Source organism: Macrococcus sp. DPC7161 (assembly GCF_004117835.1).
Classification (GTDB): Bacteria; Bacillota; Bacilli; order Staphylococcales; family Staphylococcaceae; genus SDSC01.
The window spans coordinates 98,828-121,329 of sequence record NZ_SDSC01000003.1 but is presented as its reverse complement, the minus strand read 5'-3'; the positions used below and the strand labels follow the sequence as shown (position 1 = coordinate 121,329).

The window sequence follows — 22,502 nt, the reverse complement described above, 5'->3', positions numbered from 1 at the left end:
TAATAGTTTATAGTTATCGTTTTATGATTACAATGAAAAGCGTTTCTTTTTCAGAACATTAATTATAAGATATAATGAGAATAATAAAACGAATAGGGGTGTCATTATGAAAATCGAATTTCACGGTCAGTCTTGTATCTATTTTGAAAACAATGGTCAAAAAGTGATAGTGGATCCATTTATTACTGGCAATCCATTATCTGATTTAAGCGCAGATACAATTGAAGTAGATTATATTATCCTTACACATGGTCATGGTGATCATTTAGGGGATACGGTTGAGATTGCTAAACGAACAGGTGCTAAAGTCATTGGGACACCTGAGCTTGGTGCATATTTAACGTCAAAAGGGATTTCAAATGTGCATCCAATGAATATTGGTGGTAAGTGGGCATTTGATTTTGGTGTTGTTAAATATGTTCAAGCGTTTCATAGTAATGCTTTATATAATGATGATGGAGAAATTATTTATTTCGGTATGCCATGTGGTCTTATTTTAGAAATAGATGGTAAAACAATTTATCATACTGGAGATACTGGTTTATTCAGTGATATGAAATTAATCGCACAACGTCATCCGGTCGATGTGTGTTTCATTCCTATCGGTGATAACTTTACAATGGGTGTAGAAGATGCTGCTTATGCGATTAATGAATTTATTCAACCAGCAATCGCTGTACCGATTCATTATGATACATTTGATTTAATAAAAGCAGATCCACAACAATTTAAAGAAGCAGTGAATTCAAAGGTTGAAATTTTAAAAAGTGGAGACGCGATAACGATTTAATTGGGAGTTAGGTGCTATTTTGACAAAACATGAACAGATTTTAGAGCATATAGAGAATTTAGCAATTGGAATGAAAATATCTGTAAGACAAATTGCAAAAGATTTACAAGTATCAGAAGGTACAGCTTATCGTGCAATTAAAGATGCAGAAATTAAAGGGATTGTATCAACCATTGAACGTGTTGGTACAGTACGAATTGAAAAGAAATCGCGTGATAAAATTGATAATCTGACATTTGCAGAAATCGTTAATATTATTGATGGTAATGTTTTAGCCGGAAAAAAAGGGTTACATAAATCATTATCAAAGTTTGCTATTGGCGCAATGGAAATTAAAGATGTTGCAAAATATATTGGCGAAAATACATTGATTATCGTAGGGAATCGTACGAATGTTCATAAACTAGCATTAAGTCAGGGTACAGCAATTTTAGTGACCGGTGGCTTTGATATCGATCCTGAAGTAAAGCAACTAGCGAACACAAAAGATTTACCGATTATTCAGTCCAACTTTGATACGTTTACAGTAGCTAATATGATTAATAGAGCGATTTATGACCAGGTGATTAAAAAAGAAGTACTTACTGTTCAAGATATATTAATCCCAATATCAAAAACAAGTTATTTAAAAGAAAATGACACGATTTCTGATTGGAATCATTTATCAGAAGTTTCTAGACATACGAGATTTCCTGTATTAGATGACAATGAGAAATTAAGTGGTATAGTGACAAGTAAAGATATCGTGAATCAAGCGCCTCAAGAAAAAATAAAACGTATTATGACAAAAGCGCCCAAAACAGTATCTATTACTACAACAATTGCAGGTTGTGCGCATATGATGATTTGGGAAGGTATTGAATTATTACCTGTAACGACAAAACAGAATAATTTAATTGGTATTGTATCTCGAGAGGACGTACTTCGTGCAATGCAAACAGCAGATAGACAACCTCAAAATGGGGAAACTATCAACGATCAAGTAGTGAAACAAATGACTTTTGGTGATATTATCACTGTAAAAATCTCACCCCAAATGTCTAATCAACTTGGAACGTTAAGTAAATCGAGCTTTGTTGCAATTATTGAAATGTCTGTGAAGCACTTTATGAAGAAAAATAAAAAAGTAGATATTATTACAGATAGTATGAATGTGCATTTTTTAAAGACCGTTCAAATCGATGAACAATTAGAAGTAAATGTTGAATTGTTAGATATGGGGCGAAAATTTGCTAAATTAGAAGTAAGTATTACTGAGTCAGATCAACTGGTTTCTAAATCAATGTTAGTAACACAAATCATTGATCATTTGTATTAATTATAAAAGAGAAGAGACATTGTCCCTTCTCTTTAACTAGTTACGCTTTTTTTTATTAAATTCTGCCCATGCTTGGTCTTCTTCTTTAAAGTGTGATTCAAAATATTTCATCGCTTTACGACCGTAATTGATATTCATTAATCCAAATGCAATTAATAAGAAACAAAAAATATACGTTACTGTACTTGGAAATAAAACAATTTGGTTAATACTGAATACGACCATAAAGATACCAAAGAAAAATCGTGCACGAGCTCTATGCCACGCTCTTCTAACTTCTTTAACTGTTCTAAAATACTTAGCAACATTGTATAAAGAAAGCATTAAAGCGAACACCATGATTGCCATTGTAAGTACGGCTAAATAAGGTAATAATTTATCCATAATAAACCCTCCACATGTCATTATACATGTGAAAAATAAAAACGTAAATGAAGGAGTTCATATGAACAATTCTGAAATAAAAATATTAATCGATAAAATTAACGCATACGATCGAATCATTTTATTTAGACATGTACGACCAGATCCTGATGCACTAGGGTCTCAGTTAGGATTTAAATACGCATTACAAAAATATTTTCCTAACAAGGCATTTTATGCTGTTGGTAGTATGACGGACAACTTAAGTTTCATTGGTGAAATGGATGAGGTTGAGGACGAAACATTTAAAGGTGCACTTGCCATAGTTTTAGATACTGCAAATGCACCAAGAATTGATGATGAAAGATACCAATTATGTAGTGAAATGATTAAAATTGATCACCATCCACCCGTTGACCAATATGGTATTTTAAATATTGTAAATACTGATAGTTCTTCAACATCTGAAATGATTTACGAAATTCTATTAAACATCGGGTTTAATACGATTGAAATTAATACAGCAATTGCAAGATGTTTATATATTGGTATTGTAGGTGATACAGGCAGATTCTTATTTAATAACACTTCAAACCGAACAATGGAAATTGCTGCTGATTTATTAAATTATGATATTAATCATACGGAAATGATTAATCAAATGTCAGAACGTGATTTGAAATCTATTCGTTTTCAAGGTTATGTACTGCAAAACTTTACGTTTGAAAATGGCGTAGGATTTATCTTTATTTCAAATGAAGACTTAATTAAAAATGAAATTTCAAGTCAAGAAGCAAGCTTGTTTGTGAATACGATGGCAGATGTGAAAGGCATTAAAGCTTGGGCGTTTGCAGTCCAAGAAGAAAAGGAAATTAGAGTAAGATTAAGAAGTAAAGGTACAGTTATTAATGAATTGGCGTCAAAATACAATGGAGGTGGCCATCCTTTAGCGAGTGGTGCAAGTGTATATAGTTTAGAGGAACTTCAAACATTAAAACATGAGTTAATTCAATTAGTAAATTAGGTGAAACGATGGTTGTTCAATTAAATATCCATACTTGTTATGATTTATTACATTCTACAGTTAGAATAGACGCTTTAATTGAATATGCAAAAAAAAATCAACAGAAGACATTGAGTATTACAGATACTAATGTCTTGTTTGGTGTGCAAAAATTTTATAAAGCCTGTATCGATAACGATATTAAACCAATCATCGGTATGGAAACTATCGTTTCAGATGGATTAAATAGGATTGAAACGGTAATCCTAGCAAAAAATATTGATGGTTATAAAGCATTGATACAATTGTCTTCAAGAATACAGTTATCAAATAAAGATGAAATTGATTTAAAAACATTTAAAACTTACTCCGAAAATTGGGTCGTCATTTACAAAAAAATTCATCATGATGCAAATCATTTTTTAGATGGCCTTAACACGATTTATGTTTGTCACAATAGTTCAATTGATGCCAATAAAGTATTCATTCAGCCAGTACGTTATTTAAAAAGTGAAACGGCTCAAGATTTAGATGTATTAAATGCAATTGACCGTAATGAAAAGTTAGTTTTAGAAACATTATCATTGAAAACGGGACGATTCGACTTTAAAACATTGGATCAATTAGAAGACATTGACCCAGAATATATAAAGAATACAGAAACCATTAGTCAAATGTGCCATATTGATTTGTCCAAATTAAAAGCGAAGATGCCAAAATTTACGACTGAAAGTGACTTACCAAGCGATAAGCTTTTACTTTCAGAAATACAAAAGAGACAACCTGATTGGATGAAACAAGATACGACGTATCAAAAACGTATTCAATATGAATATCGCATCATTCAATCAATGGGATTTAGTGATTACTTTTTAATTGTTAGTGATTTAATTAATTATGCTAAAAATAAAGGAATTCGAGTAGGACCAGGTCGTGGTTCTTCTAGTGGTAGTTTAATCAGTTATATATTAAATATTACAGAAATCGATCCCATTAAAAATGACTTATTATTTGAACGATTCTTAAATCCTGAACGTATTACAATGCCTGATATCGATATTGATTTTGAAGATAAAAGACGTGATGAAGTCATTCAATACGTAAAAGAAAAATATGGCAACTTTAAAGTAAGTGGCATTGTCACATTTGGGCATTTACTTGCAAAAGCAGTTATCAGAGATGTAGGTAGAATACTACAATTTAGTGAAACTGAACTGAAATTTGCAAGTGATCATATTCCTAAAGAGTTAGGTGTAACGATTGAGAAAGCTCTTGAACAAGAAGCATTATATTCATTTTTTAATGAAAATGAACGAAGAAAAAAATGGCTGAATATTGCACAACGTTTAGAAGGATTACCGCGACATACGTCTACACATGCAGCTGCTATAGTAATTCATGACCAATTACTTACGGATTATGTGCCATTAATGGAAGGTGATTTGGTACCTTTAACACAATGGACGATGACGGAAGTAGAAGCAATTGGCCTTTTAAAAATTGACTTTTTAGGTTTGAGAAATTTATCAATCATTGAAAATATTTTAAAGTCGATTAATCGAACGCAAGGGAAAAAAATAAATCTTCATCACATCGACTATGAAGATCCGCAAGTCTTTAAACAGCTTTCATTAGGTGAAACAACAGGGATATTCCAATTAGAATCTTCTGGTATTAGAAAAGTAATAAAGAATCTTAAACCGAATCAATTTAATGATATTGTTGCCGTCTTAAGTTTGTATCGTCCTGGACCGATGGAACAAATTCCAACTTATATTGAAAGACGTCACGGTCAGCATGTTAGTTATATTGATGATAGTATTCGAGATATTTTGCAATCGACTTACGGCGTCATTATTTATCAAGAGCAAATTATGCAAATTGCAAATACTTTCGCCGGATTCGGTTATGGTGAAGCGGATCTATTAAGACGAGCCATGAGTAAAAAGAATATGAGTGCATTGTTAAAAGAAAAAGTACACTTTATTGAAGGTGCAATTCAATTAGGACATAACCAATCAACTGCCGAAGCAGTTTATGAATTAATATTAAAGTTTGCAAACTACGGTTTCCCGAAAGCACATGCAGTCAGCTATGCGACGATTTCATATCAGATGATGTATTTAAAAGTGCATTATCCAAACCATTTCTACGCAGCTACTTTATCTAATGTCATCCATAATGAAACGAAGACGAAAGCATTAATTCAAGAAGTTAAAGCACGAGGGATTCAACTGATTGCACCGAGTATAAATCATGCACATTATTATTATCAACCTACCAATGATGGCATTGTCATTCCATTAGGCATCATTAAAGGGGTCGGACATAAGAGTGTAGAAGAAATCGTCAATGAAAGAAAAAAAGGTGCTTATAAAGATATTTATGATTTTTGTGAACGCATTTCAAGTCGTGTAAAAACAAGAGCATTATTAGAAGCGATGATATATGTAGGTGCATTTGATTGTTTTAATGAAACAAGAACGACCTTATTACAATCACTTGATGAAGTATTGAATATCGCACAAGAAGGTCATGAACAAGATTCATTATTGCAGTTAATGGGTTTAAAAAAGAAGAAAATATATCATTATGCTGAAGAAATGAGTGAGCAGCAAAAACTTGAATATGAAAAGGAATATTTAGGTTTTTACTTAACACAACATCCAATCACGCTATTATTTAATCAATATCAATATTTGCCGATTTATCAACTGAGTCATCATATTAATTATCAACATATTCTTATTTCGATTGAATCAATCAAACGCATTCGAACAAAAAAAGGTCAACCAATGGCGTTCATTAAAATCACTGATGGTATTGAAGAAATGGATGCAGTCGTCTTTCCAAAAACATTTCATATCAATGAGTCGCAATTAACCATGAATGAACCATTATTAATGAAGGGGAAATACGATGAAGAAAAAAATCAATATATCGTTGATGCGATTATTTCTCTAAAAGATTATCACCAAAACGCACTGAAACAAGCAAAGCAACTTTATGTGTTAAAAAGGCATGAAGATACAGTGTTAAATGATAAAGGTGATATTGAAGTATTTGAAAATCAAGGTAAATCATTTACTTCAATTGGTTGGATTGATAAAAACCAATTAACATCCACATTAAATCAATATCAACCTGATAAGATGAGACTCATTTAATTTTTGAAATTTAATAAGAGTATGGTATAGTAAAACTTAGTGGTCTGACCACTAAGTTTTTTTTGTTTTTTTTATGTATTATTTTGCTTATAAATTAATAAATTAATTATTTATTATTAAAAAATGCTTAAGGAGGATTCATTTGAGTCAGTTATCAGATAAAGGATTTACCGCTGTTGTCACTGAAATTCAACAAATCATCAAAGATCAAGGACTTTCATCTGGTGATAAATTACCTTCAGAACGCTATTTAAGCGAATCTTTAAAGATCAGTCGTTCTAGTGTGAGAGAAGCTCTACGCGCAATGGAATTGTTAGGTGTGATTTATACAAAAAGAGGCGAAGGCACATTTCTTTCTGAAATGAGTGAGCATCAATTATTTGAATTGATTGCAGGCTATTTGATTACTTCTAGTTCACAACAAGAACAAATTAAACAGTGTATTGCAGCATTTGAACAATATGCAGCAGTTGAAGGCACGTTTCATGAAGAAAATGAAGTATTTCAAAATAATTCAATCATGTCTCGTATATGGAAGTTATTAAAGCAATACGAAAATATTAACCAGGGGTGAAACCATGTTTAAGGATATATTTAAACGTAGTAAAAAGAAAAAATACGTTGCCGTTCAAAATATGAAAGATAGTGATGTCCCTGAAGGGATTATGACAAAGTGTCCAAAATGTAAAAAAATCATGTATACAAAAGAAATTAAAGAAAATTTAAATGTTTGTTTTCATTGTGATCATCATTTGGCACTTAGTGCATACGAACGTATTGATGCACTAGTAGATAAAGGTTCTTTTATTGAGTTTGATGTGGATATGAAAAGTAATGATCCTTTAGATTTTCCTAATTATATTGAAAAGTTAAATTCCGATACAAAGAAATCTGGATTAAATGAAGCGGTAGTTACGGGTGTTGGTAAAATGAATGGATTACCATTTGGTATTTGTGTCATGGATTCAAGATTCCGAATGGGTTCAATGGGTACAGTAGTCGGAGAAAAGATGTGTAATACGATCGATTACTGTACGCAACATCAATTGCCATTTGTCATATTTACGGCAAGTGGAGGTGCACGTATGCAAGAGGGCATTTTATCATTGATGCAAATGGCTAAAACGAGTGTATCCATTAAACGTCATAGTGAAGCTGGATTATTATTTATCTCTTATATGACACACCCAACAACTGGAGGTGTATCTGCAAGTTTTGCATCTGTAGGAGATATTAATTTTGCAGAACCAAATAGTTTGATTGGTTTTGCAGGAAGACGTATTATTGAACAAACAATTAACGAAGCATTGCCAGAAGATTTTCAAACTGCAGAATTTTTATTGGAACATGGTCAGTTAGATAAAGTTGTTCATCGCAATGATATGAAAAATACATTATATGAAATCTTTAAAATGCATCACAAAGGGGTTAAATAATGTTAGATTTTGAAAAGCCATTAAAAGAAATAGATAATAAAATAAAAGAATTAAAACAATATATGATTGAAAAAAGTGTCGATTTGTCTGATGAAATCAAAACGTTAGAAATAACGCGTGCACAAAAATTTGAAGAAATATATAATCATTTAACACCGTGGCAACGTGTGCAAATTGCAAGATTGTCTGAAAGACCGACAACATTAGATTACATTGGTCAATTATTTGAATCATTTATTGAATTACATGGTGATCGTAATTTTAGAGATGATCCTGCAATCGTGTCTGGTATTGCCTATTATCATGGGATACCCGTTACAGTGATTGGTCATCAAAGAGGTAAAGATACAAAAGACAATATTTATCGAAATTTTGGTATGGCTCATCCTGAAGGGTACCGTAAAGCATTAAGAATGATGAAACAAGCAGAAAAGTTTAATCGACCAATTATTTGTTTTATTGACACAAAAGGCGCTTATCCAGGTAAAGCTGCAGAAGAACGTGGTCAAAGTGAATCGATTGCTAGAAATTTAGTGGAAATGGCAGGTTTAAAAGTACCAGTGATTTCAATTGTAATAGGAGAAGGTGGAAGCGGTGGTGCATTAGGTTTAGGTGTATGTAATCGTTTATTAATGCTAGAAAATGCAACTTATTCAGTGATATCACCTGAAGGTGCAGCAGCATTATTATGGAAAGATGCATCTCTTGCACAATTAGCAGCTGAAAGTATGAAAATCACTGCACCTGATCTTAAAGTATTAGGCATCGTTGATACATTGATTGAAGAAGTAAAAGGTGGTGCACATGTTGATTTAATTCAACAAAGCAAGTGGATTGATATTGCTTTAAAAAGAACACTTGATGATTTATTAAAAATGTCAAAAGATGATTTGGTAAATGATCGATTTAATAAATACAGATCTATTGGACAAATTGAATCCACAACTAAATTCCCTGAAAATGTATAATGAAAACGGTTAATTGTGAAATTGTGAACAAACCGTAAAAATGTTCAAAATTAAAAACGTTTACATCTCGCAATCAAATGAGTTTTAATGGTATCCGTTATTAAATTGTGTTAATTTATAAGTAACAAACTAACAAAGTGAGGCAGATACAATGAAAAAGATTGCAGTATTAACTAGTGGAGGAGACTCTCCAGGAATGAATGCCGCTGTGCGTGCAGTAGTACGTAAAGCGATTTACCATGATGTAGAAGTTTATGGTATTTTCCAAGGTTATTATGGTTTAGTTCACAATAATATTCGCAAATTAGAACTTGGTGACGTAGGTGATAAAATTCAACGTGGAGGTACATTCTTACAATCTGCAAGATGTCCTGAATTTAAAGAACCTGAAGTACGTCAAAAAGGTATTGAAAATTTAAAAGCTTTAGGTATTGAAGGTTTAGTTGTCATCGGTGGTGATGGAAGTTACCGCGGTGCACAACGTTTAAATGAAGAAGGTATTAAAACAATTGGTATTCCAGGTACAATTGATAACGATATTAATGGTACAGACTTCACAATTGGTTTCGATACAGCTTTAAATACAATCATCGAATCAATCGACAAAATTCGTGATACTGCTTCAAGTCATGAGCGTACATTCATTATTGAGGTCATGGGACGCGATGCAGGTGACTTAGCTTTATGGTCAGGTCTTGCTGGTGGTGCTGAAACAGTATTAATTCCTGAAGTGAAAAAGGACATTAAAGAAATCGCAGATAAAATCCAACAAGGTATCGAACGTGGTAAAAAACACTCAATCATCGTTGTTGCCGAAGGCGTTATGAGTGGCCACGAATGTGGAGAAGAATTAAAGAAATACATCAATGTTGATACACGTATTTCAGTATTAGGCCATATGCAACGTGGTGGTTCACCAACAGGTTTAGACCGTGTGTTAGCAAGCCGTTTAGGTGGATTTGCTGTTGAATTATTAATGAAAGATGAAACAGGTTTAGCGGTTGGTATTCAAAAGAATGAATTAACGAAAACAACATTTGATGATATTTTTGTAGGAGAACATCAAATCGATCGTAAAATGTATGAATTATCGGATGAATTATCAATTTAATTGTTTCAAATAAATCTTAGTTTTGGTAATAAAAACACATGGAGGTCCATTTAAAATGAGAAAAACAAAAATCGTATGTACGATTGGTCCAGCTTCTGAATCACCAGAAATGTTGGAGAAATTAATCAACGCAGGTATGAACGTTGCACGTTTAAACTTTTCACACGGTAGTCATGAAGAACATGCTGCACGTATTAAAACAATTCGTGAAGTGTCTCAAAAGTTAGGTAAAACAGTTGCAATTTTATTAGATACTAAAGGTCCAGAAATTAGAACTCACAATATGGTTAACGATAAAATTGAACTTAAAAAGGGTTCAACAGTTACGATTAATATGAAAGAAGTTTTAGGGACGCCAGAAGAATTTTCAGTGACATATGAAAATTTAATTCATGATATTGAAGTAGGATCAACAATTTTATTAGATGATGGTTTAATTGAATTAACGGTTAAAGAAATCAAACTTGAGTCAGGTCAAATCGTATGTGACGTGATCAATGCAGGTGAATTAAAAAATAAAAAAGGTGTTAATTTACCTGGTGTCAAAGTAAACTTACCAGGTATTACCGAAAAAGATGCACAAGATATCAACTTTGGTATTGATCAACGTGTCGACTTCATTGCAGCTTCATTTGTACGTCGTGCAAGTGACGTATTAGATATTCGCAAAATTTTAGAAGCACGTAAATGTGACTTTATTAACATTATTCCTAAGATTGAAAACGAAGAAGGTATTGAAAATATTGATCAAATCTTAGAAGTTTCTGATGGATTAATGGTCGCTCGTGGTGACATGGGTGTTGAAATTCCAGCTGAAAGTGTACCTTTAGTTCAAAAAGAATTAATTCGTAAATGTAATGCTCTAGGTAAACCAGTCATTACTGCGACTCAAATGTTAGATTCAATGCAACGAAATCCACGTTGTACACGTGCAGAAGCATCTGACGTAGCTAACGCAATTTATGATGGTAGTGATGCTGTAATGTTATCAGGTGAGACAGCAGCTGGTTTATACCCAGAAGAATCTGTAAAAACAATGCATAACATTGCTTTTGCAGCAGAAGAAGCACAAGATTACAAAAAATTATTATCAGATCGAACTAAATTAAATGAACCATCAATGGTGAATGCTATTGGGGTTTCTGTTGCACATACAGCATTGAACTTAAATGTAACAACAATCGTTGCTGCTACTGAAAGTGGTAATACAGCGCAAACAATTTCTAAATATCGCCCACATTCACATATTATTGCAATGACACCTTATGAAGAAACAGCTCGTCATATGCAACTTGTATGGGGGGTTGTTCCAGTTGTTAAACCTGGTGATAAAAACACAGATGAATTATTAAATTCAGCTGCTGAGGCGGCAATTGAAACTGGTACTGTTGAAAATGGTGATTTAATTATCATTACAGCAGGTATTCCAACAGGTGAAGCTGGTACAACGAACTTAATGAAGATTCATTTAATCGGTGATGAAATTGCAGCTGGTCAAGGGATTGGTAGAACTGCTACAGTGGGTCACGTTGTATTAGCGAACAGCGCAAAAGACTTAGAAAATAAAGACCTTTCTCAAGCTGTTATTGTGACACCAGCAACAGATGCTGATATGGTACCTTATTTAGAAAAAGCATTGGCTGTTGTCGCTGAAGAAGGTGGTTTAACAAGCCATGCAGCAGTTGTAGGATTAACTTTAGGTAAACCAACAATTGTTGGTGTAGAAGGCGCGATGAGTCGTTTAGAAAATGGTGCATTAGTAACTGTTGATGCAAGAAACAATAAAGTATATTTAGGTCATGCAAAAATCTAATTTCATTTATAATTTAATATATTAAAAAATGCTTATCCGTTGTTAAACGGATAAGCATTTTTTGTTTGTTATATTCATTAATAAATAATCTATCAACTATTTTTGAACTGATTTTGAAACGCGTTTGTATGCAAAGAATAAGCCGACAAACCATACAATAAATAATGCTGTGAATCCAGTTAAGTAACCAATACCCTTACCTGCTTGTTCAATATAAACGAGTACGAACATAAATACAAAGAATGTATTGATCGCAATAGCAGCTTTTTTACCACCAGGTAATTTAAACTTACTAGTTTCATGTAAATCAGGGCGACGTTTTAAGTAAACCATATAACTAGCCATAACAATACTCCAAATAACGATAAAGAATACTGTAGCAACAGAAGTTATAATATCAAATACTGTCGTTGCACTTGGAATAAAGTAGTTTAATAATACTGAGATAAATAATAATACACTTGAGAAAATTACTGCATTTGCCGGTACACCAGATTTATTTGTTTTTTGGAAGAATCCTTCACCTTCAGCATAGTGTTTACTTAAACTAAATAACATACGGCTGTTAGAGAAGATACCACTGTTACAACTTGATGAAGCAGATGTAATAACAACAAAGTTAATAATATGGAATGCAACAACGATACCTATTAATTTAAAGAATTCTACGAATGGGCTCTTATCTGGTGCGATTTGATCCCATGGTGTAATACTCATTAAGATGATTAATGAACCTACATAGAATAATAAAATACGAGCTGGTACAGAGTTGATTGCTTTTGGTAATGTTTTTTCTGGATCTTTTGTTTCACCAGCTGTTACACCAAGTAACTCAATACCAACGAAACTGAAGATTGCCATTTGGAAACTGAATAAGAAACCACTTGCACCGTTTGGGAAGAACCCACCGTGTGACCATAAGTTTGAAATTGATGCTACACCGAATTGTGTTTTGTAACCGATAACGATTAATACTATACCAGTTAAAATAAGTGCAACAATTGTAACGACTTTAATAATTGCGAACCAAAACTCTAATTCTCCAAATAATTTAGCGGTCAATAAGTTTAATAGCATTAATGCAAGAATAGTAATTAATGATGTTAACCAAGTTGGAAAATCTGGTGCCCAGTTTTGAACATAACTTGCAACAGCAGTAACTTCTGCCATACCAGTAACTATCCAACAACACCAATACGTCCATCCAGTAACGTATCCCCAATAATCTCCTAAATAGTCTCTTGCAACATCTGTAAATGAATGATAATTCGAGTTTGATAATAATAATTCACCTAATGCACGCATAAATAAAAATAAAAAGAATCCAATAATTGAGTAAGTTAAAAGTATTGATGGTCCAGCTTTATGAATACTACTTCCAGCTCCTAAAAATAATCCTGTTCCTATCGCACCACCAATTGCAATTAATTGAATGTGGCGATTTGATAATGAACGTTGTAAGTCATTTTGTCCATTTGACATTATAAAAACCCCTTCAAATAAATTTTTACTTTACCATTATCTTATGAATAATCAAAAATTTCAAACTATTTTTAAAATAAATTCAAGTATAAGCAAAAGTTATCACCATTAATAATAAATTATAAGGGGCTTAATTTATTCACAAACATAATTTCGTTAGCTATAATAAAAATGTAAACGTTATTATTAACGATATATGGGAAAATATTTATCGTAAAGGGGAAATAAATATGGCAGAGATGGTTAAAGGATTAGAGGGCGTAATTGCTTCTACAACACGTGTTAGTTCAATTGTTGGAGATAAGTTAACTTATGCTGGTTATGATATTGATGATTTAACAGAAAATGCTTCATTTGAAGAAGTTGTATTTTTATTATGGAACTTTAGATTACCAAACAAAGAGGAATTAGAAGATTTAAAGCGTCAATTAATTGAAAATATGACATTACATCCACGTATGTATTCACACTTTGAAGAATATGCAGCTGATCAAGTGCATCCAATGACTGGATTTAGAACATCATTATCTTATTTAGCACATTTTGATCCACGTGCCGATGAATTTAATGAAGATGCTCATTGGAATAAAGCGATTCGTATTCAAGCGAAAGTAGCATCATTAGTTGCTGCATTTGCACGTGTGAGACAAGGTAAAGAAGTCATTAAACCTAAAGCTGATTTAAGCTATGCTGCGAACTTCTTATATATGTTATTTGGTGAAGAACCAACACCTGTTCAAGTTGAAGGCTTTAATAAAGCGTTAATTTTACATGCTGACCACGAATTAAATGCTTCAACATTCACAGCTCGTGTCGCTGTTTCAACATTAACTGATATATATTCAGGAGTATGTGCTGCTGCAGGTGCATTAAAAGGACCTTTACATGGTGGTGCAAACGAGCAAGTAATGAAAATGTTAAATGAGATTGGTTCATTAGATAATGTAGATGCATATATTGAAAAGAAAATTGAAAACAAAGAAAAAATCATGGGATTTGGTCACCGTGTTTATAAAAACGGTGATCCACGTGCGAAATACTTAAAAGAAATGTCTCGTAAAATTACAGATGAAACAGGACAAAAAGAATTGTTCGATATGTCAGTTCGTATTGCTGAAATTTTAAAAGAGAAAAAAGGCCTATTACCGAACGTTGATTTCTATTCAGCAACGGTATATCACTCTATGGGTATTGAACACGATTTATTTACTCCAATCTTTGCTGTTTCAAGAACATCAGGATGGATTGCACATATTTTAGAACAATATTCAGATAACCGTATTATTCGTCCTCGTGCTGAATATGTAGGTGAAGTTGGTCGTAAATATGTACCAGTTGAAGAAAGATAATTTTTATTGTTAACATTAAATAAAACATAAATAAGTATTTAATAAAATTGGAGGAATTGATCAATGGCTGAAAAAATTACAAACTCAAATGGTGTATTAAATGTACCAAATAATCCGGTTGTCCCATTTATTATTGGTGACGGAACTGGTCCTGATATTTGGAATGCTGCAAGTAGAGTATTAGATGCAGCAGTTGAGAAAGCATACAATGGTGAGAAGAAAATTGAATGGAAAGAAGTATTAGCAGGTCAAAAAGCATTTGACGAAACTGGAGAATGGTTACCTCAAGCTACTTTAGACACAATCGAAGAGTACTTAATTGCTATTAAAGGTCCTTTAACAACACCTATTGGTGGTGGGATTCGTTCATTAAACGTTGCACTTCGTCAAGAATTAGATTTATTTGTATGTTTACGCCCTGTTCGTTACTTTGAAGGTGTACCTTCACCAGTGAAACGTCCTGAAGATACAGATATGGTCATTTTCCGTGAAAATACAGAAGATATTTATGCAGGTATTGAATACAAAGAAGGTTCAGATGAAGTTAAAAAAGTTATTGAGTTCTTAAAATCAGAAATGGGAGTAAACAAAATCCGTTTCCCTGAAACTTCAGGTATTGGTATTAAACCAGTTTCTAAAGAAGGTACTGAGCGTTTAGTACGTGCTGCGATTAACTATGCATTAACAGAAGGTCGTAAATCATTAACATTAGTGCATAAAGGTAACATCATGAAATTTACTGAAGGTGCGTTTAAACAATGGGGTTACGATTTAGCTGAGCGTGAATTTGGAGATAAAGTGTTTACTTGGGCACAATATGACAAAATAAAAGAAGCTGAAGGTACTGAAGCAGCTGATAAAGCACAAGATGAAGCAATTAAAGCAGGTAAATTAGTAGTAAAAGATTCAATCGCTGATATTTTCTTACAACAAATTTTAACACGTCCAGCTGAGTTTGATGTAGTTGCAACAATGAACTTAAATGGAGACTATATTAGTGATGCATTAGCAGCTCAAGTTGGTGGTATTGGTATTGCTCCAGGTGCAAACATCAACTATGAAACTGGACATGCGATTTTCGAAGCAACACATGGTACAGCACCTAAATATGCTGGTTTAGATAAAGTAAACCCATCATCAGTGATTTTAAGTGGTGTATTATTATTAGATCATTTAGGTTGGAAAGAAGCTTCTGAATTAATCACAAAATCAATGGAAAAAACAATTGCTTCTAAAGTAGTAACATATGACTTTGCACGTTTAATGGATGGTGCTACTGAAGTGAAATGTTCAGAGTTTGCTGATGAATTAATTAAAAATATGTAATTAATGACATTACTGATATAATAAGAGTGAGAGCGCTTTCTCACTCTTATTTTTTTGATTAATGGGGGATAATTCATGAGACGAAAAATTTCAATTATAGGTAGTGGGCATACTGGTAGTACTGCAGCTCTTTATGCTGCTCAAAAAGGTTTAGGGGATGTTGTGTTAATTGATATTCCAGATAACGAAAATAAAGCGAAAGGTATTGCTTTAGATATTTTTGAAGCGACACCAATTTTAAGCGTTGATAGTAACGTTATTGCATCGAGTGAATATGAAGCAACGAAAGATTCTGATATCGTTATTATTACAGCTGGTGTTGCTAGAAAACCTGGTATGAGTCGAGATGATTTAGTGAAAATTAATAAAGACGTCATGATACAAGTTACTGAAAATATCATGCAATATTCAAAGAATCCAACGATTATTGTTCTAACAAATCCAGTGGATGCGATGGCTTATACGGTTTATAAGCATTCTGGATTGCCGAAAAATAAAGTCATTGGACAATCAGGCATTCTGGACACTGCACGCTTTAGAAGTTTTGTTGCTGAAAAATTAAATGTTTCAGTTAAAGATGTATCTGGATTTGTTTTAGGTGGTCATGGTGATACGATGGTACCATTAATTAGATATTCAACAGTAGGTGGTATTCCAATTACGGATTTACTTTCAAAAGAAGAGATAGATCAAATTGTAGTTCGTACGCGTAATGGTGGTGCTGAGATCGTAAACTTATTAGGCAATGGCTCTGCATACTATGCACCGGCTGCAGCGTGTGTGGAGATGGCAGAAGCGATATTATTTGATCAACGTAGAATTTTACCAACCATCGCTTACTTAGAAGGTGAATATGGCTATAATGATGTATATTTAGGGGTTCCAACATTAATTGGGGCAAATGGTATTGAAAAGATTTATGAATTGACTTTATCAGAAGAAGAAAAGCTCGCATTAGATACTTCAAAAGCAGCGGTTCAAAAAATTATTAATATCCTTTAATATTTTGCTCTAACTGTTCAATTAAATTGTAAAGATAGTGTAAATTTTAAGTGGTAAAGATTAAGTTTATTGATAATATGTAGCATTGTGAAATTAACTTAGTTTATAATATGTATGAAAGAACAGTTGGAGGGATAAAATGAGTCAAAAAGTATTAGTCGTTGATGATGAACAATCAATTGTTACTTTGTTACAATACAATTTACAACAATCAGGATTTGAAGTAATTACTGCTTATGATGGTGAAGATGGATTAAATAAGATATTTACAGAATCTCCTGACATTGTCGTACTTGATGTAATGTTACCTAAATTGGATGGCGTAGAAGTGTGTAAAGCTGTTCGTAGTGAAAAAAATCAAGTGCCGATTCTAATGTTAACAGCAAAAGATGATGAGTTTGATAAAGTCCTTGGATTAGAACTTGGTGCAGATGATTACATGACAAAGCCATTCTCTCCAAGAGAAGTCATTGCAAGAATTAAAGCAATTTTAAGAAGAGCACAAGCCATTCAACATGTAGAAGAAGTTGAAGAGAAAAAAGAAATTCAAATAGGTAAATTAAGAATTTTACCAGAACATTTTGAAGCATATCGCAATGAAGAATTATTAGATTTAACACCTAAAGAATTTGAGTTACTGATTTATTTGATTGAAAGGCAAGGTCGTGTCATTACAAGAGAACACATGTTAAATTCAGTTTGGAATTATGAATTCGCTGGTGATTCAAGAATTGTTGATGTGCATATTAGTCATTTAAGAGAAAAGATTGAAGAGAATCCGAAACAACCACAATACATTAAAACAGTACGCGGTTTAGGATACAAATTGGAGAACCCTAAACGCAATGATTAGATTTCAAAATCGATTATTATTTTTGCTTACAACCATTTTAGTTGTAAGCTTTATTTTACTTGGATTCTTTGTACATAATGCTTTAAGTAATGAAATGCAAATGACTAACCAACGTGTTTTGACGAGTATTGTTAAAGATTTAGAGTCAAATATACATCAAAGTACTGCACATACAAAAACACATTTAAAAAACTATGATATATTGAATCATAACCAAGTACTGATTTTAAAGAAAAATAATGACATTTTGTTTAAAACCGAACGTGTGAAAGTCAGTAAATTTACAACGCCATTTCAAAATTATCAAACACTTAAACCAAACGCGAAAAAATATATTTACGACGGTAAACAGAGCCAATCTAGAATGCTATATATTACAAAAGAACAATATAAAATTTATGTTATTAGCCAGTTTAATGATATTAATTTAATGAAGAACAAGTTATGGACTTATATTTTTATCATATTACTTATTCTTTTACCGATTATTTATATCATTGTACGTTATATTAATAAAAGTTATATTCAGCCGATTAATGAAGTGACATATGCTTCTAGATTATTAGCGGATGGTAATTATAAAGTGCGTGTCCCAGAGAGTAGTGTAACCGAAACGAAAGATTTATATATAAGTACTAATATTCTCGCTAGGACTTTACAAGATTTAAATAATGAGCAAAAGTTGCAACGAAATCGACTAGAAACAACGTTACAAAATATTCCTTCTGCTACGATGCTTGTTAATAATCACGGTGAAGTAGTAATTGTGAATGAAATGTATGAAACACTCTTTAATAAAGGCCGAGCGATAAAGAGCGCACATTACGAAAAAATCATTAAAATACATGAAGTAAAACGCATGATTAAAGAAGCGTTAATTACAGAAAAACCAATTAATGAGACATTAGCATTAAAGGTTAATGTACATACGAAATACTTTGACGCAGCAGTCGTACCAGTATTAAGTAGAACGAGAAAGAAATTAGAAGGTGTCGTCATTGTACTACATGACATTACACAACTTAAGACTCTAGAGCAAATGCGTAAAGACTTTGTTGCAAATGTTTCTCATGAGTTAAAGACACCGATCACAAGTATTAAAGGATTTACGGAAACATTATTAGATGGTGCAAAGGAAAATCCAGAAACGTTAGATATGTTTTTAGACATTATTTTAAAAGAATCCAATCGTATACAAGTATTGGTGAGTGAATTGTTAGAGTTATCCAAAATTGAACAAGCGAATCACTTTACGATGTCTAAAGTAAATGTTTCTAAAAAGGTATTTTCTAGTATTGAAGTGATGCATCCTTTAGCAGATAAGAAGCAAATTGAATTTGATATTCAATTAGAAAAGGATGTCTTTATTTCAGCTGAACCGAGTAAGTTAAAGCAAGTAATCATTAATTTATTAAGTAATGCCATCAATTATTCTCCTCAAAATGCAAAAGTGACTGTACATGTAAAGAAAACGGACACACATGCCATTATCGAAATCATAGATGAGGGAATTGGTATTGATGAGGAAGAAAGAGAAAGAATCTTCGAAAGGTTTTATCGTGTTGATAAAGCGAGAAGTAGAGATTCAGGCGGTACAGGTTTAGGACTTGCCATTGTTAAGCACATCGTTGAAGTATTTAATGGAGATATTGAAGTAGATAGTGAACTAGGGAAAGGCTCTATGTTTAGAGTGATATTCCCTTTAGCTTAAAATTTACACAATATTTACATTGAATTTACTATTTAATAATAATCATAAAGTACTATATATGTATAGACCCCTTCATTTTGAAGAGTTAAAAAGGGTTGCTTCGGCAATCCTTTTCAACTATGTGTCTATTTTTTTTTGTTTTTTTTAAGGTGTGATAAAATAGAAATGTTACTATAGGAGGCGCTTATGAAAGAGAAATTAATATTAATCGACGGCAACAGTTTAGCATTTCGTGCATTTTATGCATTACCTTTATTAAAGAATTCAAGTGGCATTCATACGAATGCAATCTATGGTTTTACTTTATTACTTGAAAAGATTATTAAAGACGAACAACCTACGCATTTTTTGATTGCATTTGACGCAGGAAAAACAACATTTAGACATGATACATATAAAGACTATAAAGGTGGACGTCAAAAAACACCACATGAATTAAGTGAGCAGTTTCCTTATATTCGTAAATTAGCTGAAAGTTATCATATTCAACATTATGAATTAGATCAATATGAAGCAGATGATATTATTGGTACTTTGTCTAAAGAAGCATTTGATCAAAAAATGGAAACCATTATTATTACAGGTGACCGAGATTTAACGCAGCTTGTGAATGAATATGTTACTGTTTATTATACAAAAAAAGGTGTAACTGATATCGATAAATACACACCTGAATTTATTGAAGAAAAGTATGGTTTCGGACCTGAAAAAATCATCGACTTAAAAGGATTAATGGGCGATGCATCAGATAATATACCTGGCGTTCCCGGCGTCGGTGAAAAAACAGCAATTAAATTATTGCTTGAATATGGTACGGTTGAAAATGTTGTTGCTAATATTTCAAACATTAAAGCAAAGAAACTCAATGAAAATTTAACAAATCATCAAGATGATGCGTTAATGAGTAAACAACTTGCAACAATTAACACTGATGCGCCAATTACCATTCATTTAGCAGACACAAAAATGATTGAACATGATAATAAAGCTAAAATTGAATTGTTTAAGTCATTAGAGTTTAAACAAATGCTAGATCAAATGGATACAGTCAGCGATATTGAAAGTGAGAAAGAAATAACAATTCAAGATGATTTCAATGCATTCGACTTCAGTGAAGCTACAAGTTTAACTTTAATGATGAAAACTTATGAAGCAAATTACTTAACTTCGGAAATTTTAGCTTTAGGTATTAAAGTGGATGATGCAATATTTATTGTGAATAGAGATGAAATTAAGAATAATGCATCATTTATTAAAGCATTGAACGATGAACATATCTCAAAAGTTGTTTATGACGCCAAGGCTTTAGTATGTACATTAGATCGATTAAATATTAAAGTTTTGGGCATTAAATTCGATACAATGCTTGCGAGTTTTATCATTGATCCATCTCAAACAGTTTCAGATGTAAAAGCAATGGTACATCCTTTAGGTTTAACATATGTAGAAAGTGATGAACATACTTTTGGTAAAGGTGCTAAGAAAAAAATACCTGAAACAGAAGTATTACATCAGCATATAGCTAATGAAATTGATGCAATTGATGCGAGTTATCCAATATTAAAAGAAAAATTAGAAGCATCAGAACAATTAAACTTACATGATACATTGGAATTGCCGTTATCACTTGTACTTGCAAAAATGGAAATGCAAGGGATTAAAGTTGAAAAAGAAACATTAGTTGAGATGCAAAGTGAAATTCAAGAAAGGTTAGATAGCCTTATTAAAAATATTCATGAAGCTGCAGGAGAAACATTTAATATTAATTCTCCTAAACAATTAGGGGTAGTGTTATTTGAAGTATTAAAATTACCTGTGATTAAGAAAACTAAAACAGGTTATTCTACGGCTGTAGATGTTTTAGAAGCGCTTCAAGGTCAACATCCTATCATTGAATATATTTTAGAGTACCGAACTTTATCAAAATTACAATCAACTTATATTGAAGGCTTACAAAAGTTAATAGGTGAAGACCAAAAAATTCATACACGATTCAATCAAGTTATAGCTCAAACTGGTCGATTATCATCTATTGATCCAAACTTGCAAAATATACCGATAAGACTTGAAGAAGGTAGAAAAATTAGAAAAGCATTTGTACCAAGTGAGAAAGATTGGGTCATTTTTGCTGCCGATTATTCACAAATTGAGTTAAGGGTTTTAGCCCATATTACTGATGATCCAAGTATGAAAGAGGCATTTACAAATCATATTGATATTCATACAAAGACGGCAATGGAAGTATTTGATGTGGAAAAAGATCAAGTGGATAGTAATATGCGTCGTCAAGCTAAAGCAGTCAACTTTGGTATTGTATATGGTATTAGTGATTATGGTTTGAGCCAAAGTTTAGGTATTACGCGTAAAGCAGCAAAACAATTTATAGATGACTATCTCGCTTCATTTGGCAATGTAAAACAATATATGGATGATATCGTTCAATCAGCCAAACAAAATGGTTATGTGACAACACTTTTAAATAGAAGAAGATATATACCTGATATTACAAGCAGAAACTTTAATTTAAGAGGCTTTGCTGAGAGAACTGCAATGAATACGCCAATTCAAGGTAGTGCAGCAGATATTATCAAATTGGCAATGGTACATTTTGATCAAGAGATGAAGTCAACGCAATTTAAAGCGAGAATGTTATTACAAGTGCATGATGAATTGATTTTTGAAGTACCTAAAGAAGAAATTGAAGCATTTAGTTTATTCGTTAAAAAAATCATGGAGGAAGCATTATCATTAAGTGTGCCATTAGAAGTTGAATATGATTATGGTGCTACTTGGTATGATGCAAAATAAGA

17 protein-coding genes are annotated in these 22,502 nt (G+C 32.4%); 15 read left to right on the top strand and 2 right to left on the bottom strand.

Annotated features, from left to right (window positions below):
- Positions 1-106 precede the first annotated feature (106 nt).
- Together ER639_RS05970 and ER639_RS05965 are read left to right on the top strand one after the other, a co-directional pair.
- Positions 107-790 (top strand): metal-dependent hydrolase, encoded by a 684-nt coding sequence (locus tag ER639_RS05970; protein WP_129064860.1) that lies wholly within the window; start codon positions 107-109, stop codon positions 788-790.
- Between the two features lie 19 nt (positions 791-809).
- On the top strand, positions 810-2,108 hold the full coding sequence (locus ER639_RS05965; RefSeq protein ID WP_129064859.1) for a DRTGG domain-containing protein: 1,299 nt from the start codon (positions 810-812) through the stop codon (positions 2,106-2,108).
- A gap of 36 nt (positions 2,109-2,144) precedes the next feature.
- On the opposite strand, the gene ER639_RS05960 is transcribed toward ER639_RS05965, so the two are convergent.
- A complete protein-coding gene (locus ER639_RS05960; protein WP_164993371.1) occupies positions 2,145-2,492 on the bottom strand; it encodes a YtpI family protein in 348 nt (115 codons plus the stop codon).
- Positions 2,493-2,553: 61 nt separating this feature from the next.
- Between ER639_RS05960 and ER639_RS05955 the strand changes: the two genes are divergently transcribed.
- The 7 genes from ER639_RS05955 to pyk all read left to right on the top strand — a co-directional run bounded on the left by ER639_RS05955 (position 2,554) and on the right by pyk (position 11,969).
- Positions 2,554-3,495, top strand: coding sequence for a DHH family phosphoesterase (locus ER639_RS05955; protein WP_129064857.1), 942 nt, complete (start codon positions 2,554-2,556; stop codon positions 3,493-3,495).
- An 8-nt stretch (positions 3,496-3,503) separates the two neighbouring features.
- Positions 3,504-6,641, top strand: coding sequence for a DNA polymerase III subunit alpha (locus ER639_RS05950; protein WP_129064856.1), 3,138 nt, complete (start codon positions 3,504-3,506; stop codon positions 6,639-6,641).
- Positions 6,642-6,783: 142 nt separating this feature from the next.
- Positions 6,784-7,215: a FadR/GntR family transcriptional regulator gene (locus tag ER639_RS05945; RefSeq protein WP_129064855.1), complete on the top strand. Its 432-nt coding sequence runs from the start codon at positions 6,784-6,786 to the stop codon at positions 7,213-7,215.
- Positions 7,216-7,219: 4 nt separating this feature from the next.
- On the top strand, positions 7,220-8,077 hold the full coding sequence (accD, locus tag ER639_RS05940) for an acetyl-CoA carboxylase, carboxyltransferase subunit beta (RefSeq protein ID WP_129064854.1): 858 nt from the start codon (positions 7,220-7,222) through the stop codon (positions 8,075-8,077).
- Positions 8,077-9,045: an acetyl-CoA carboxylase carboxyl transferase subunit alpha gene (accA, locus tag ER639_RS05935; protein ID WP_129064853.1), complete on the top strand. Its 969-nt coding sequence runs from the start codon at positions 8,077-8,079 to the stop codon at positions 9,043-9,045. Before accD ends, accA begins: the two co-directional genes overlap by 1 nt.
- 151 nt (positions 9,046-9,196) lie before the next feature.
- Complete coding sequence (pfkA, locus tag ER639_RS05930; RefSeq protein WP_129064852.1) at positions 9,197-10,156, top strand: 6-phosphofructokinase; 960 nt, start codon at positions 9,197-9,199, stop codon at positions 10,154-10,156.
- Positions 10,157-10,211: 55 nt separating this feature from the next.
- Positions 10,212-11,969 (top strand): pyruvate kinase, encoded by a 1,758-nt coding sequence (gene pyk / locus ER639_RS05925; RefSeq protein ID WP_129064851.1) that lies wholly within the window; start codon positions 10,212-10,214, stop codon positions 11,967-11,969.
- Between the two features lie 96 nt (positions 11,970-12,065).
- On the opposite strand, the gene ER639_RS05920 is transcribed toward pyk, so the two are convergent.
- On the bottom strand, positions 12,066-13,451 hold the full coding sequence (locus ER639_RS05920) for an amino acid permease (protein WP_129064850.1): 1,386 nt from the start codon (positions 13,449-13,451) through the stop codon (positions 12,066-12,068).
- Between the two features lie 230 nt (positions 13,452-13,681).
- Between ER639_RS05920 and ER639_RS05915 the strand changes: the two genes are divergently transcribed.
- From ER639_RS05915 to polA, 6 genes are all read left to right on the top strand, one after another.
- Positions 13,682-14,800, top strand: a complete 1,119-nt coding sequence (locus ER639_RS05915) for a citrate synthase (RefSeq protein ID WP_129064849.1) — start codon at positions 13,682-13,684, stop codon at positions 14,798-14,800.
- A gap of 63 nt (positions 14,801-14,863) precedes the next feature.
- The gene (gene icd / locus ER639_RS05910) at positions 14,864-16,126 is read left to right on the top strand and encodes an NADP-dependent isocitrate dehydrogenase (protein ID WP_129064848.1); all 1,263 of its coding nucleotides are present in this window, start codon (positions 14,864-14,866) and stop codon (positions 16,124-16,126) included.
- Between the two features lie 75 nt (positions 16,127-16,201).
- Positions 16,202-17,128 (top strand): malate dehydrogenase, encoded by a 927-nt coding sequence (mdh, locus tag ER639_RS05905; RefSeq protein WP_129064847.1) that lies wholly within the window; start codon positions 16,202-16,204, stop codon positions 17,126-17,128.
- A gap of 139 nt (positions 17,129-17,267) precedes the next feature.
- On the top strand, positions 17,268-17,981 hold the full coding sequence (locus tag ER639_RS05900) for a response regulator transcription factor (protein ID WP_129064846.1): 714 nt from the start codon (positions 17,268-17,270) through the stop codon (positions 17,979-17,981).
- On the top strand, positions 17,974-19,692 hold the full coding sequence (pnpS, locus tag ER639_RS05895) for a two-component system histidine kinase PnpS (RefSeq protein ID WP_129064845.1): 1,719 nt from the start codon (positions 17,974-17,976) through the stop codon (positions 19,690-19,692). The genes ER639_RS05900 and pnpS overlap by 8 nt, the downstream gene beginning before the upstream one ends.
- A 186-nt stretch (positions 19,693-19,878) precedes the next feature.
- A complete protein-coding gene (gene polA / locus ER639_RS05890) occupies positions 19,879-22,500 on the top strand; it encodes a DNA polymerase I (protein ID WP_129064844.1) in 2,622 nt (873 codons plus the stop codon).
- Positions 22,501-22,502 lie beyond the last annotated feature (2 nt).

Excerpts from the sequence above, each read along its gene's own strand:
- ER639_RS05960 (WP_164993371.1), bottom strand. The coding sequence starts at position 2,492 with ATGGATAAATTATTACCTTATTTAGCCGTACTTACAATGGCAATCATG.
- polA (WP_129064844.1), top strand. The coding sequence starts at position 19,879 with ATGAAAGAGAAATTAATATTAATCGACGGCAACAGTTTAGCATTTCGT.
- accA (WP_129064853.1), top strand. The coding sequence starts at position 8,077 with ATGTTAGATTTTGAAAAGCCATTAAAAGAAATAGATAATAAAATAAAA.
- mdh (WP_129064847.1), top strand. The coding sequence starts at position 16,202 with ATGAGACGAAAAATTTCAATTATAGGTAGTGGGCATACTGGTAGTACT.
- pnpS (WP_129064845.1), top strand. The coding sequence starts at position 17,974 with ATGATTAGATTTCAAAATCGATTATTATTTTTGCTTACAACCATTTTA.
- icd (WP_129064848.1), top strand. The coding sequence starts at position 14,864 with ATGGCTGAAAAAATTACAAACTCAAATGGTGTATTAAATGTACCAAAT.
- ER639_RS05950 (WP_129064856.1), top strand. The coding sequence starts at position 3,504 with ATGGTTGTTCAATTAAATATCCATACTTGTTATGATTTATTACATTCT.
- ER639_RS05900 (WP_129064846.1), top strand. The coding sequence starts at position 17,268 with ATGAGTCAAAAAGTATTAGTCGTTGATGATGAACAATCAATTGTTACT.
- pyk (WP_129064851.1), top strand. The coding sequence starts at position 10,212 with ATGAGAAAAACAAAAATCGTATGTACGATTGGTCCAGCTTCTGAATCA.
- accD (WP_129064854.1), top strand. The coding sequence starts at position 7,220 with ATGTTTAAGGATATATTTAAACGTAGTAAAAAGAAAAAATACGTTGCC.
- ER639_RS05920 (WP_129064850.1), bottom strand. The coding sequence starts at position 13,451 with ATGTCAAATGGACAAAATGACTTACAACGTTCATTATCAAATCGCCAC.
- ER639_RS05970 (WP_129064860.1), top strand. The coding sequence starts at position 107 with ATGAAAATCGAATTTCACGGTCAGTCTTGTATCTATTTTGAAAACAAT.
- ER639_RS05915 (WP_129064849.1), top strand. The coding sequence starts at position 13,682 with ATGGCAGAGATGGTTAAAGGATTAGAGGGCGTAATTGCTTCTACAACA.
- ER639_RS05955 (WP_129064857.1), top strand. The coding sequence starts at position 2,554 with ATGAACAATTCTGAAATAAAAATATTAATCGATAAAATTAACGCATAC.
- pfkA (WP_129064852.1), top strand. The coding sequence starts at position 9,197 with ATGAAAAAGATTGCAGTATTAACTAGTGGAGGAGACTCTCCAGGAATG.